General features: G+C 72.9%; 11 protein-coding genes. 9 read left to right on the forward strand and 2 right to left on the reverse strand.

Annotation, left to right across the window (positions count from 1 at the left end):
* Nucleotides 1-14 precede the first annotated feature (14 nt).
* The 9 genes from murC (at nt 15) to QSK21_RS05495 (ending at nt 9,115) form a co-directional block, all read left to right on the forward strand.
* Nucleotides 15-1,454 (forward strand): UDP-N-acetylmuramate--L-alanine ligase, encoded by a 1,440-nt coding sequence (murC, locus tag QSK21_RS05455; RefSeq protein WP_285694121.1) that lies wholly within the window; start codon nt 15-17, stop codon nt 1,452-1,454.
* Between the two features lie 112 nt (nt 1,455-1,566).
* Nucleotides 1,567-2,307, forward strand: a complete 741-nt coding sequence (locus tag QSK21_RS05460; protein ID WP_285694122.1) for a cell division protein FtsQ/DivIB — start codon at nt 1,567-1,569, stop codon at nt 2,305-2,307.
* A gap of 506 nt (nt 2,308-2,813) precedes the next feature.
* A complete protein-coding gene (gene ftsZ, locus QSK21_RS05465) occupies nt 2,814-4,313 on the forward strand; it encodes a cell division protein FtsZ (RefSeq protein WP_285694123.1) in 1,500 nt (499 codons plus the stop codon).
* A gap of 7 nt (nt 4,314-4,320) precedes the next feature.
* A complete protein-coding gene (gene pgeF / locus QSK21_RS05470) occupies nt 4,321-5,094 on the forward strand; it encodes a peptidoglycan editing factor PgeF (RefSeq protein ID WP_502871508.1) in 774 nt (257 codons plus the stop codon).
* Nucleotides 5,091-5,864, forward strand: a complete 774-nt coding sequence (locus QSK21_RS05475) for a YggS family pyridoxal phosphate-dependent enzyme (RefSeq protein ID WP_285694124.1) — start codon at nt 5,091-5,093, stop codon at nt 5,862-5,864. The genes pgeF and QSK21_RS05475 overlap by 4 nt, the downstream gene beginning before the upstream one ends.
* A 106-nt stretch (nt 5,865-5,970) precedes the next feature.
* Entirely contained in the window at nt 5,971-6,513 is a 543-nt protein-coding gene (locus tag QSK21_RS05480) for a cell division protein SepF (protein WP_285694125.1), read from the forward strand.
* 23 nt (nt 6,514-6,536) lie between these two features.
* Nucleotides 6,537-6,821 carry a YggT family protein gene (locus QSK21_RS05485; RefSeq protein WP_285694126.1) on the forward strand — a complete coding sequence of 95 codons (285 nt, stop codon included), beginning with the start codon at nt 6,537-6,539 and terminating at the stop codon, nt 6,819-6,821.
* A 49-nt stretch (nt 6,822-6,870) separates the two neighbouring features.
* Complete coding sequence (locus QSK21_RS05490) at nt 6,871-7,791, forward strand: DivIVA domain-containing protein (RefSeq protein ID WP_285694127.1); 921 nt, start codon at nt 6,871-6,873, stop codon at nt 7,789-7,791.
* A gap of 187 nt (nt 7,792-7,978) precedes the next feature.
* Nucleotides 7,979-9,115: a hypothetical protein gene (locus QSK21_RS05495; protein WP_285694128.1), complete on the forward strand. Its 1,137-nt coding sequence runs from the start codon at nt 7,979-7,981 to the stop codon at nt 9,113-9,115.
* A 49-nt stretch (nt 9,116-9,164) separates the two neighbouring features.
* On the opposite strand, the gene QSK21_RS05500 is transcribed toward QSK21_RS05495, so the two are convergent.
* A complete protein-coding gene (locus tag QSK21_RS05500) occupies nt 9,165-10,064 on the reverse strand; it encodes a DUF1707 SHOCT-like domain-containing protein (protein ID WP_352231253.1) in 900 nt (299 codons plus the stop codon).
* Nucleotides 10,065-10,147: 83 nt separating this feature from the next.
* Nucleotides 10,148-13,333, reverse strand: a complete 3,186-nt coding sequence (gene ileS, locus QSK21_RS05505) for an isoleucine--tRNA ligase (protein WP_285694129.1) — start codon at nt 13,331-13,333, stop codon at nt 10,148-10,150.
* Nucleotides 13,334-13,951: the final 618 nt, after the last annotated feature.

The following is a 13,951-nucleotide window of genomic DNA, read 5'->3' on the forward strand; positions in this document are numbered from 1 at the left end:
ACGAGGGGCGAGCGATGAGTCTCATCACACCCGGCGAGGGCGAGGTCGTGCCCGCGGGGGAGCTGGGCAGGGTCCACTTCGTCGCGATCGGCGGCGCCGGCATGTCCGGCATCGCGCGGATCATGCTGAGGCGCGGCATCGCGGTGTCGGGCAGCGACGCCCGCGACTCCGACCTGCTGGCGCATCTGGCGGAGCTGGGCGCCAAGGTGTTCGTCGGGCATGACGCCGCGCACGTCGGCGACGCGGACACGGTGGTGGTGTCCACCGCGATCCGCGACTCCAACCCCGAGCTGGTCGCGGCCCGCGAGCGGGGGCTGCGGGTGCTGCACCGGTCCGAGGCGCTGGCCGCGCTGATGGCCGGACGCCGGGCCGTGGCGGTCGCGGGCACGCACGGCAAGACCACGACGACCTCGATGCTGACCGTGGCGCTGCAGCACGCGGGCGCCGACCCGTCCTACTGCATCGGCGGCCAGCTCGTCACCACCGGGCTCGGCGCGGACGAGGGGACGGGCGAGGTCTTCGTGGCCGAGGCCGACGAGAGCGACGGCTCGTTCCTCATCTACACACCGCACATCGCGGTGGTGACCAACGTCGAGGCCGACCATCTGGACAACTACGGCGGCTTCGAGCGGGTCAAGGAGAACTTCGCCCGGTTCGTGGAGCGGGTCGAGCCGGGCGGCACGCTGGTGGCCGGCGCCGACGACGAGGTGGCGATGGAGCTGGCCGCGCTCGCCCGCGACCGGGGCCTGCCCGTCCTCACCTACGGCGAGGCGGCGGGCGCCGACCTGCGGGTGTCCGGCTTCACACCGCGGGGGCTCGGGTCGCGCTTCGCGGTCGAGGGCGTGGGCGAGGTCACGCTGGGCGTCCCGGGACGGCACAACGCGCTCAACGCCGCCGCGGTGATCGCGGTGGCGCGGGCGCTCGGCCTCGACCTCGCCACCGTACGGGACGGGCTGGCGGAGTTCCGCGGGGCCATGCGGCGCCTGGAGCCCAAGGGCGAGGCGGCCGGGGTCGAGGTCTTCGACAGCTACGCCCATCACCCCACCGAGCTGACCGCCGACCTGTCCGCCACCCGCGACTACGTGCGCGAGAAGGCGGCGGGGGACACGGGCCGCGAGGGCCGGATCGTCGCGGTGTTCCAGCCGCACCTCTACAGCCGCACCCGGTTCTTCGCCGCCGAGTTCGGCGCGGCGCTGGGGCTGGCGGACGTGGCCGTGGTGCTGGACGTGTACGGGGCCCGCGAGGATCCGGAGCCCGGCGTGACGGGACGCCTGGTCGCCGAGCGGATCCCCGACGGCACCACCTGGGAGTACGTCCCGGAGTGGGACGAGGTGGCCGCCGCGGTCGTCCGTCTCGCCGAGCCGGGCGACGTGGTCATCACGCTGGGCGCGGGCGATGTCACCCAGCTCGGCCCGCGCATCCTGGCCGGGCTGCGGGCGGCGTCGTCGTCCTGAGACGGCGGTGGCCCGGCCGCGACCGCGGTCCGGACATTCGGGTCTGATCGGATTCGGGGGAAGCGGGCGTGGGCTCCCCGGATCCGGCGCCGGGAGCTGCCAAGCTTGCGTCATGGCCGAGGCCGGTGTCCGGGAGCGCACGACGGACCGGGCCGGGGCCGCCCATGGCCGGCGCCCCGCCCGCTGGAAGGCCGTGTTCGCCGTCCTGCTGGTGCTGGGCCTGCTCGGCACCCTCGCGTGGGTGCTGCTCGGGTCCCGGCTGCTGGTGGTGCGGACCGTGGAGGTGACCGGCACGAAGCTGGCGCCGCGCGACCGGGTCGTGGCGACCGCGGGGATCCGGCTCGGCCTGCCGATGGCCCGGCTGAGCACCGGCTCCGCCCGGTCCCGGCTGGAACGGATGCGCGAGGTGGAGTCGGCGCGGGTGGAGCGGCGCTGGCCCGCCACCGTCCGGATCGTGATCCGCGAACGCGTCCCGATCGTCGGTGTCGAGCGCGGCGGCCGTTTCTACCAGCTCGACCGGCACGGCGTCGCGGTCGCCGACGGCCCGTCCCGCCCGAAGGGGCTGCCGACGCTGTCGGTGGCGGCGCCGGGGCCGACGGACGCCTCGACGCTGGCGGCGCTGCGCGTCCTGCACACGCTGCCGGAGCGGCTGAGGCGCCAGGTGGACATCGTGGAGGCGCCCTCGGCCGAGTCGGTGACGTTGCGCATGAGCGGCGGGCGCACGGTGGTGTGGGGGTCGGACGAGCGCGCGGAGGAGAAGGTCCGGCTGGTGGACGCCCTGCGGAAGACGGCGGCGGGCCGTGCCGCCCGTACCATCGACGTCAGCGCGCCCGAGGTCGTCACGGCACAGTGACCTACGACAGCGGGACCGTACGACAGCGGGACCGTACGGCACGGGACCGGGGATCCGGTGGCACGGGTCATCGGTGATCGAACCGATGCATTCGGGACGTGTGCGGCACATGTGGACGGGTAATGCACTGAGACTCCGTCCCCGTGGTGTGTCGCGACGATTCCCGGCGCGCGATGGGGCACGCTGGAACGGATCCGAAGTGTCGGAGGTGAAACGTCGATGGTCTTCGCCAACCAGGGCATCTGGTGCCCTGTGCGACACGCCGGGTCCGAAGGCGGGAGGTTAGTTGACCCTGGAGGTAAGCCCGCCCTACTGTCCGTATCAGTCCTCAGGTTGACATAACTGTAAGCCTCAAGTTGAGGGTGAGGGTTGCGGATGGCGGCGATCATCCACTCCCGTACACGGACCACGCAGCACACTCGGACACAGGTCAGGAACACCGCGACGGCGATGGCCGCAAGGCCGGGCCGGCGGGTCGGATAGAGCGAGCGGAAAGGCCCCTCGTCGTGGCAGCACCGCAGAACTACCTCGCGGTCATCAAGGTCGTCGGCATCGGCGGCGGCGGCGTCAACGCCGTCAACCGGATGATCGAGGAGGGACTCAAGGGCGTCGAGTTCATCGCGATCAACACGGACGCCCAGGCGCTGCTGATGAGTGACGCCGACGTGAAGCTCGACGTGGGCCGCGAGCTCACCCGCGGCCTGGGCGCGGGCGCCAACCCGGACGTGGGCCGCAAGGCCGCCGAGGACCACCGCGAGGAGATCGAGGAGGTCCTCAAGGGCGCCGACATGGTCTTCGTCACCGCGGGCGAGGGCGGCGGCACCGGCACCGGCGGCGCGCCCGTCGTCGCCAACGTGGCACGCTCCCTCGGCGCGCTGACCATCGGCGTGGTCACCCGCCCGTTCAGCTTCGAGGGCAAGCGGCGCGCGATGCAGGCCGAGGCCGGCATCGAGACGCTGCGCGACGAGGTCGACACCCTCATCGTGATCCCCAACGACCGGCTGCTGTCGATCTCCGACCGCCAGGTCAGCGTGCTGGACGCGTTCAAGGCCGCCGACCAGGTGCTGCTGTCCGGTGTCCAGGGCATCACCGATCTGATCACCACCCCGGGACTGATCAACCTGGACTTCGCCGACGTCAAGTCCGTGATGTCCGGCGCCGGCTCGGCGCTGATGGGGATCGGCTCGGCGCGCGGCGACGACCGCTCGGTGGCCGCCGCCGAGATGGCGATCTCCAGCCCGCTGCTGGAGGCCAGCATCGACGGCGCGCACGGCGTGCTGCTGTCCATCTCCGGCGGGTCCGACCTGGGCCTGTTCGAGATCAACGAGGCGGCGCAGCTCGTGTCCAACGCGGCCGCGCCGGACGCGAACATCATCTTCGGCGCGGTCATCGACGACGCGTTGGGCGACGAGGTCAGGGTGACCGTGATCGCCGCGGGCTTCGACGAGGGCCGGCCGGCCCGGCCCGCCCCGGAGCCCGAGACCAAGCGCCTTCCCCCGCCGCCGCGTCCGGTCCCGGCGCCGGCGAACCCGATCCCCAGCAAGGTCGGCCGGTCCGACTCGTTCGGCTCGCCGGGCCCGCAGTCCGCCGGGGGCCGGCCGCACCAGTCGATCGCGCAGGCCGCGGCGGCGCCGAGCCAGGCCGCCTCGCCGTCGTCCTCCTCCTCGCCCGCGCCGCCGGCGCCGGGTCCGCCGCAGCCTCCGGCCGCCCCCGAGCGCCCGAAGTCCGGCGAGGCGTCGTCCGGCGACGCGTCCGGGGACGAGAACGACGCTCCGGCCGCCCGGGACGACTCCGCCTCCTCCGGGTCCGCGCAGTCCTCCCGGCAGGACGAGGCCGCCCGGCCGCCCGCGCCGCGTGCCCCGGAGCAGTCCGCCACCCGCGTGCACGCCGGCGAGTCCGAGAGCGGCTCCGCCGTGCCGGGGCAGCGCCGCCGCCCGGTGGTGTTCGACGAGGACGACGACCTCGACGTCCCGGAGTTCCTCAAGGGCCCCGACTACCTCAAGTGACCCGCACGTGACGACACACACCCCCCAGCACGACGGCACGTCCCTTGGGCTTTCGGGCTTCTCGCTGGCCGAAGGCGTCGGCGCCGCGTTCACGTCACGAACCGGCGGGGTCAGCGCGGCACCGTTCGACTCGCTCAATCTCGGCGGGGCGGTCGGCGACGACCCCGAGGCCGTGCGGGAGAACCGCGCGCGCGTCGAGACCGCACTCGGCCTGCCGCCCGGCCGTACCGTCTGGATGCGCCAGGTGCATGGCGCGGACGTGCGCGTCGTGGACGAGGTGCCCGCCGACACCCCGGAGGTGGACGCCCTCGTGACCACCGTGCCGGGGCTGGCGCTGGCGGTGCTGGTCGCGGACTGCGCGCCGGTGCTGCTGGCCGATCCCGTCGCGAGGGTGGTCGGCGCCGCGCATTCCGGACGTCCCGGAACCGCGGCGGGCGTCGTCCCGGCGCTGGTCCGGAGGATGGTGGAACGGGGCGCCGATCCGTCCAGGATCCGCGCCGCGATCGGCCCGGCGGTGTGCGGCGAGTGCTACGAGGTGCCCGAGGCGATGCGGGACGAGGTCGCCGCCGTGGTGCCCGCGGCCCGCGCCACCACCCGCGGGGGCACGCCCGCGCTCGACATCAGGGCCGGGATCGCCGCCCAGCTCGCCGGTGAGGGCGTCACGGACGTCCGGACCGACCCGAGGTGCACCCTGGAGACCCCCGGCCTGTTCTCGTACCGCCGGGACGGCCGCACCGGCCGTTTCGCCGGTTATGTCTGGCTCGCGGGCGAGGCCGGATGAGCGACGCGCCACCAGACGGGGCACCGGCACCGGCCGGGACGCCGGACCGGACGGCGGACGAGGGTGCGCGGCGCGCGGAGCTCGCGGCCAACCTCGCGAGCGTGCGCCGGCGGATCGACGCGGCCTGCGCGGACGCCGGCCGGGATCCCGCGGAGATCACGCTGGTCGCCGTCACCAAGACCTTTCCCGCCTCGGACGTGCGGCTGCTCGCGGGCCTCGGGGTGAGGGACGTCGGCGAGAACCGCGACCAGGAGGCCGCGCCCAAGGCGGCGGCCACCGCCGACCTCCCGCTCACCTGGCACTTCGTGGGGCGGTTGCAGACCAACAAGGTCCGGTCGGTGGCCTCCTACGCCGATGTCGTCCAGTCGGTCGACCGCCCGCGGCTGGTGCGGGCGCTGTCGTCGGCGGCCGTCCGCGCCGGCCGCACGCTGCGCTGCCTGATCCAGGTCTCGCTGGACGGGCCTGGCCCGGGGCGGCACGAGCGCGGCGGGGTGCCGCCCGAGGACGCGGTGGCGCTCGCCGGCACGGTCGCCGAGGCGGACGGCCTGGTCATGGACGGGGTGATGGCGGTCGCACCGCTGGGCGCCGACCCGCTCCCGGCCTTTCGACGGCTCGCGGAGGTCGCCGCCGAGGTGCGGGACGCGCATCCCGGCGCCCGGGTGCTATCGGCCGGAATGAGCGGTGATCTGGAGGCCGCGATCGCATGCGGTGCGACACACCTGCGGGTCGGTACGGCGTTGCTCGGCGGCAGGCGGGCAATCGTCAGGTAATGTCCCCCCAGTGGTACCTGCCGAAACGGCGGTGCCCACTGACGGAGCAGTCCGACGGCGGTGCCGAGGCGCCGGGTGCCGCGGCCACAGGACGACGGAGGGGCAAATGGCCAGCGCGATGCGCAAGATGGCGGTCTACCTCGGCCTTGTGGAGGACGACCGCTACGACGACAAGTACGACTACGACGAGTACGACGTCTACGACGACGAGGCCGAGCCCGCGCAGGGCCGGCAGGGCCGCCTCCGTGAGGACGAATCCGGCGGTCAGCTTACCCGAGCCGACGAGGCCGCGGACCGCGAACGGGACCATCACGGTCCGTCGTCGTCCGAGCGACGCTCCGTAGCGCTCTACGAGTCCGGTACCACCGATCTCGCTCGTATCACTACGCTGCACCCAAGGACCTACAACGAGGCGAGGACCATCGGGGAGCACTTCCGTGAGGGAACACCGGTGATCATGAACCTGACCGAGATGGTCGACAGCGACGCCAAGAGGCTCGTCGACTTCGCGGCAGGTCTTGTATTCGGCCTGCACGGAAGCATCGAGCGTGTTACGAACAAGGTGTTCCTGTTGTCACCCGTCAACGTGGAGGTGACGGCGGAGGACAAGGCCCGGATGGCGGAACGAGGGTTCTTCAACCAAAGCTGACTGCGACATGTGAGAGTGTGTCTGTGACCATCGTTGGAAGCGTGCTGCTCGCGGCCCTCTACATCTTCCTCCTGTTCCTGATCGGGAGGCTGGTGCTGGAGGTGCTGCAGTCGTTCGCGCCGTCGTGGAGGCCCACCGGGGTGGTGCTTGTGATCGCGGAGGCCACGTACACCATCACCGATCCGCCACTCAAACTGCTGAGGCGTTTCATCCGGCCCATCCGGCTGGGTAACGTTGCGCTGGACCTCAGCTTCACTGTCCTCATCCTTGTGGTCTGGGTCATGATCATCTTCGTGCAGAGGCTCTGATCGGATACCGTCCTTTGGGACAGACTCCAAGCGCGCCAAGGAGACGAACATGCCGCTGACACCCGCCGACGTGCGGAACAAGCAGTTCAGTACCACCAGGCTGAGGCCGGGGTACGACGAGGAGGAGGTGGACGCCTTCCTCGACGAGGTCGAGGCGGAGCTGGACCGCCTCATCCAGGAGAACGAGGAGCTGCGGGCCAAGCTGGCCGAATGCCTGCGCGGCAAGGTTCCCGCCATGGCCGCGCCGATCGTCGAGCCCAAGCCCGACGTGGCGCAGATCCCCGAGCCGCCGCGGCCGCCCGAGCCGGTGCAGCCGCAGCCCGAGCCCGAGCCGGTGCTCGGCGGGCTCGGCATGGCGCCCGCGCCGTCCGGCGAGGACAACATGGACACCGCGGCGCGCGTGCTGGCGCTGGCGCAGCAGACCGCCGACCAGGCGATCGCGGACGCCCGCCGGGAGGCCGACGAGACCCTGGGCCGCGCCCGCCGCGAGGCCGAGGAGATCCTCGGCAAGGCCCGCAGGCAGGCCGACCAGATCGTCAGCGAGGCCCGCTCCCGCGCCGAGGCCCTCGACCGGGACGCCCAGGAGCGGCACCGCCAGGTGATGGGCTCGCTCGTGCAGCAGCGCGAGGAGTTGGAGCGCGAGGTCGACAACCTGCGCGCGTTCGAGCGCGAGTACCGCAGCAGGCTCAAGGTCTATCTCGAGGGCCAGTTGCGCGACCTGGAGGCCGGCAGCGCCGAGACCGGCGGGTTCCCCACCGTCCCGCCCAACCCGGCGCAGCAGGGCGCCCAGCAGACCGGTCCGCAGCCCGCGATACCGCACGAGAACCGCAACGGCGCCGCCGGCGCGGGTCCCGCGGGTCCCGGTTCGTTCCCGCCGCCGTCCGAACCTGCGCAGCACCAGCAGGTCCAGCACTCGGCGACCGGCGCGTTCCACGCGGGCGGCGACAACCCGCCGCACGACAGGCGCTGAGCCTCCCCCCGCGCGGACGGCATCGAGTGTCCGTAGGCGCTGAGGTCCACCCCGCGCGGACGATAGTGTCTGTCCCGTTCGCCGTGCCGGTGATGGCGATGACGCCGTCCCGGCCGCGTCACGGAGCATCGGCGGCGACCCAGGCCCGTGCGGCCCGGGACACGCGGCCCGAAAGGGGAGAGACCCAGTGATCATCCTGAGTGGCGTGCTGATCGTCGTCGCGATCGCCCTGCTCGCCGCGGGTACCGTCCCGAGCATCATCTCCGGGGACGGGGGGACCGCCGAGGTCCTCGGCGTGGAGGCCCAGATGGTGATCTACCTGTCGATCGCCGTGAGCCTGGTCTCCGCGCTCTGCCTGATCATCGGGGTGTTCGTCCGGCGCAAGGAGCTGTTCCCCGGTTCGGCCCCCGCCGCCGGCGACCGCAGGGCCAAGGGCCGCAAGGCGAAGAAAAGGCCCGCCAGGCCGACCGCCGCACAGGGCCGCGGCAAGTCCGCCCCTGCCCAGGACGGCGCCACCGGCGACACGGTGGTGATCCCCTCCCCGCCCGCCGAGGTGCCCGGGGACGCGGTGGTCTTCGTGGTCCGCGGTCGCAAGCGCTACCACCTGGACACCTGCCGGCAACTGGCCGGTCGTGACCGGGAGGAGCTGACCTACGCCGAGGCCAAGGAGGAGGGTTTCAGCCCCTGCACGGCCTGCATGCCCGACACCGCACTGGCGGCGCGCGCCGCGGTGTCGGTCGCCGCGGGCCCGGTGAAGGAGGCCGCGGGCGAGACGTCCGCGACGGCCCCGCTCCCCAAGCCTTCCAAGCCGGGCGACCGCCCGGTCGGCCCCCCACCATCAGCGTCCGGTACGGGCAGGAGCGAGCCCGTCAAGGCCGCCGCGGCACCGGCCACCGAGCCTCCGCGGGACCAGCCCGCGAAGACGTCCCCGCCCAAGACCCGGCCGGAGAGTACGCCCGGCGCCCCCACGGCACGGCCCTCGCTCGAGGACCCCCCGCCCGCCGGTTTCGGCTCGGACCCGCTCGACACCGGCGCCCCGTTCGGCAGCGGCGGGCGACTGTCCGGTTCCGGCCGTCCCGCCGCGGACGCGCCCGCCCCGGCGACCGCGGCGACGCCCTCCGGAGCCCCCGCCGCCGGTGACGCGGCCGGCGACGACGTTCCGGTGAAGATCCTCAGCGGCACCCGGCGCTACCACCGGCCCGGCTGCGCCCTTCTGGAGGACATCGGCGACGGCGCCGACGACCTGGAGTCGCTGACCCGCGGCGAGGCGAAGGCGCGTGACTGCACGCCCTGCCTGGTCTGCCGCCCCGACGACCCTTCCTGACCGCCCTTACCTACTGCCCGTCCTCACGGTCCCGTACGCGGGACGGCGTTCAGCACTGGCGGCGGCGGTACTCGCGCAGTTGCCTGAGGTGGTCGCGGCGCTGGTCGCGAAGCTCCCTGAAGTAGGCCCGGCGCTCGTCCCGCATCGCGCGGAGTTCCTCACGCAGTTCCTTGCGGTGCTCGCGCAGCCGATGGTGGTCGCCGTGCGCGCCGTGCCTTCGCGCGTGGCGTTCCACCCGGCGTTCCGCCCGGGTCTCGCCGATCTGCTTGCGCGCCACCGACACCCCGCCGAACAGCGCGATCCCGGTGAGCCGGATGACCGGGGCGTCGGCGTCGAAGGTGTCGTCCTCGGGCACGTCGACGCCGCCGAACACGGCCGACACGGAGCTGACCACGCGCACGCCCGGCGGCACCGTGATGTCCACCCCGCCGAACAGGCAGCTGATGTTCACGGTCACGTCCCGCTGGGCGAGCACCGCCCGCCGGAAGTCCAGGGAGGTGCCGCCGAACACGCAGGTGACGGTGGTCGTCGGCTGGACCAGCCAGCGCCCCTTGCGCTCCGCGCCGCCGAAGATCGCCACGATCGAGGTGGACTGCGGCTCGGGCGGCGGCAGCGCGGCCGTGTCCCGCGCCTCCTTGCCCAGCCCGACGCCCAGCCCGACGCCCAGCCCGACGCCCAGCCCGACGCCCTGCCCGGCGCCCTGCCCGGCGCGCGGCGGCCCGAGCGGCTCGTCGGCGCCCGGCTCGGGGGGCAGGTCGCTCAGGACGGGTTCCAGCTCCGCGTAGGTCTTGGCGCTGTACACCACGTCGATGCGCTCGGCGTGCTCCTCCGGCGTGATGCGGCCCTCGGCGAGGGCCTCGCGGAGGCGGTCGGCGACTCGATCACGATCAGCGTCCGAGGCCCTCAGCGCCGCTTCGGGCGGGGGCTCGGAGGGGTCCGTCGGCTTCACACCACCATCATCGCAAACGCGATGTGTCTTGTCTTGTCCCGCGCCGCCGTGGGGGGCGCCGGCGGCGCCCCCCACGGCGCCGGTCAGTCCGTCACGCGGGTGAGCCAGAAGGTCAGGCCCAGCTCGTCGTCCCGCTGGGCCGGCAGGTCGGCGGAGGGGCGGCCCTCGTGGACGGCGGTGGCCAGGACCTCGGCGGCCAGCTCGGACTCGTGCGCGCGCAGCGCCTCGGCCAGGTCGTCGCCCTGCGCGCGCCACCACAGCTCGATGCGGTCGGTGACGTCCAGGCCGGAGGACTTGCGGCCGTCCTGGATCAGGCGCACCGCCTCCCGGACAAGACCGGCGCGGCGCAGCTCGGCGGTGACCTCCAGGTCGAGCGCGACGCTCGCGCCGCCGGCGCTCTCCACCGCCCAGCCGCTGCGGGGCCGCTCGGTGACGATCACGTCGGCGGGGGACAGGGCGACCTCGCCGGGGCCCTCGGCCTCCACCGTGACCGTGCCGTCGGCGCGCAGCGCGGCCACGAGGGCGGCCGGGTCCGCCGAGGTCACCGCCTTGGCGACCTTCGGGGTGTCCTTGCCGAACCGCTTGCCCAGCTCGCGGAAGTTGGGCTTGACCTCGTACTCGACCAGGTCGCCGCCGATCGAGGACAGCTCCTCCAGCGACAGCACGTTCAGCTCGTCGGCGATCTGCTCGCGCAGCTCCCCGGGCAGCGCCGACCAGCCCGCCGCGCCCACCAGCGCGCGCCCGAGCGGCTGGCGGGTGCGGACACCGCTCGCTGCGCGGGCGGCCCGCCCCAGCTCGACCAGGCGGCGCACCAGCGCCATCTGCGCGGTGAGCTCCTCGTCCAGCAGGTCCTCGCGGACGGTGGGGAAGTCGGCCAGGTGCACCGACTCGGGGGCGTCGGCGGGACGGATGACGTCCCACACGTAGTCGGTGACGAACGGCACCATCGGAGCCATCAGCCGGGTCAGGGCCTCCAGGCACTCGTAGAGGGTGGCGAAGGCCGCGGCGCCGTCGCGGGTGCCGGGGCCCTCCCAGAAGCGCCGCCGGGACCGCCGCACGTACCAGTTGGACAGGTCGTCGACGAACTCGGCGAGCCGCCGCCCGGCCCCGGCGGAGTCGAACACCTCCAGGGCGTCGTCGACCTCGCCGATGGTGCGGTGCAGCTCGGCGAGCGCCCAGCGGTCCAGCAGCGGGCGGTCGGCGGGTGCGGGTGCCTCGCCCAGCCTGTCGGGCGTCCACGCCCGCCCCTGCGACTCCGCCGCGTTGGCGTACAGGACGAGGAAGGAGGCGGAGTTCCAGTACGTCAGGAGCACCTTGCGGACGATCTCCCCAAGGGCGCGGTCGCCGACCCGGCGTGCCGCCCAGGGCATGCCGCTGGCCAGCATGAACCAGCGCAGCGCGTCGGCGCCGTGCTTGTCCATCAGAGGGATGGGCTGAAGCACGTTGCCCAGGTGCTTGCTCATCTTGCGGCCGTCCTCGGCCAGGATCAGGCCCAGGCAGAGGACGTTCTCGTAGGACGACCTGTCGAAGACGAGCGTGCCCACGGCCATCAGGGAGTAGAACCACCCGCGGGTCTGGTCCTGCGCCTCGCAGATGTACTGGGCCGGGTAGGAGGACTCGAAGACCTCCTTGTTGCGGTGCGGCGCGCCCCACTGGGCGAACGGCATCGAGCCCGAGTCGTACCAGGCGTCGATGACGTCCGGCACGCGACGCGCCTCCGTCCCGCACTGGGGGCAGGGGATCGTCACGTCGTCCACGTAGGGGCGGTGCGGGTCGAGCGCGGAAAGGTCCCGCCCGGCCAGTTCGCCCAGTTCCTTCAGCGAGCCCACGCAGGTGATGTGGTCCTCATCCGCGCCGCACACCCACAGGGGGAGGGGCGTTCCCCAGTAGCGGCTGCGGGACAGCGACCAGTCGACGTTGTTGCGCAGCCACTCCCCGTACCGGCCCTCCTTGACGGACTCGGGGAACCAGTTGGTCTTGGCGTTCTCCTCCAGCAGCCGGTCCTTGATGGCCGTGGTGCGGATGTACCAGGACGGCAGCGCGTAGTAGAGGAGCGGCGTGTGGCATCGCCAGCAGTGGGGGTAGCTGTGCTCGAAGTGCCCGCCCCGGTACAGCAGCCCGCGCGCGCGCAGGTCATCGGTCAGGGGCTTGTCGGCGTCCTTGAAAAACGTGCCGCCCACCATGGGGACGTCGGCGAGGAACTTGCCGTCGGGCCCGATCGGGTTGACGACCGGCATCCCGTACGCCCGGATCACGGCCATGTCGTCCGCGCCGAACGCGGGGGCCTGATGGACGAGGCCGGTGCCGTCCTCGACGGTCACGTAGTCGCCCAGGACGACGTAGTGCGCGTCAGGGATGTCCACCAGATCGAACGGGCGCTTGTAGGGCGTGCGCTCCAGGTCCCTGCCCTGGTAGGTGGCCACAATCTCGGCCTCGGTCCCCAGGACCTGCTCCAGCAGCGGCTCGGCCACCACCAGCACCTCGTCCGACCCGGCGGGGCGCGCCGCGACGTAGGTGACGTCCGGGTGGACGGCGACCGCGGTGTTGGACACCAGGGTCCACGGGGTGGTCGTCCAGATGAGCAGGGACGCGCCCAGCTCGGCCAGCGGGCCGGAGGTGACGGGCATGCGCACGTACACCGACGGGCTGGTGATGTACTCGTACCCGCCGGGCTGCCCCAGCTCGTGGTCGGACAGGGGGGTGCCGCAGCGCGGGCAGTACGGGGTGATGCGGAAGTCGCGGAACAGCAGGCCCTTGTCGAACACGACTTTCAGGGACCACCACACGGCCTCGACGTACTGGGAGTCCATGGTGCGGTACGCCTGGTCGACGTCCACCCAGAAGCCCATCCGCTCGGACATCTCCTCGAAGGCGTCCACGTGCCGCAGCACCGATTCGCGGCAGCGGGCGTTGAACTCGGCGATGCCGTATTCCTCGATGTCCTTCTTGCCGGTGAGACCCAGCTCCTTCTCCACGGCCACCTCGACGGGCAGCCCGTGGCAGTCCCACCCGGCCTTGCGGGGCACGTGGTAGCCCTTCATGGTGCGGTAGCGCGGGAAGACGTCCTTGAACACCCGGGCCTCGACGTGGTGCACGCCGGGCATGCCGTTGGCGGTGGGCGGGCCCTCGTAGAAGAGCCAGCGCGGGCCGGACGCGGTGCGTTCCAGCGACCGCTCGAAGACCTTGTTCTCGCGCCAGCGATCCAGCATCTCCCGCTCCAGGGCGGGCAGATCGACCTGCGCGGGCAGGGGCCGGAACTTGCGGCTCACTTGGGCGGACCTCCGGTTCGGCGTCGCATCGAGCGCTATCGACGTGGCAGTGACCGGAGGGACGAGATCCTGCCAGGCGCTGCGCCGGGCCGGTCCCGCGGTACCACCCTCCTTGACCGCGCCGCGAGTGCGCGGTCCCCTTCATTCGAGCCTCGGCTGCCGGGTCTACCACGCCCTCGGACCGCGCCGGCCTCTGCCGTACGGCCGCGTCCAGGGGCGCTTCTTCCGGCGGCTCCGGGGTGATCAGACCGCCGGGCTCGCCCCCGGGCTCGCACCGTCCCCGGGTCGCTCATGGCTGCGTGCGGCGGCAGGTGTCCCCATCACGGCCTGCCGATATGACTGCTGGATAGGACATTAACGCACGCCGGGCGGAAACTCTTCCCCTTTAGCCGCCCGCCGGGGTGGCGGGGACGGGGTTCACTTGGCGGATTCTGGGGTCTCCCATGGTTCTCGGCGCCCCGTGGCAGGGCATATGCGGTCGGTAACGGATCCAGGTTGTTTGCCGTCCCGCGGAAAGGGGACCTATGCTGCCCGCACTGCCTGTCGAGGGGTTCAGCGCGAAGGGGGCTGATATGCGCAACGAAGCGAGCGATATCGGCCTGGCGGGGGCCGGAGCCT

Source organism: Actinomadura sp. NBRC 104412 (assembly GCF_030269515.1).
Taxonomy (GTDB): domain Bacteria; phylum Actinomycetota; class Actinomycetes; order Streptosporangiales; family Streptosporangiaceae; genus Spirillospora.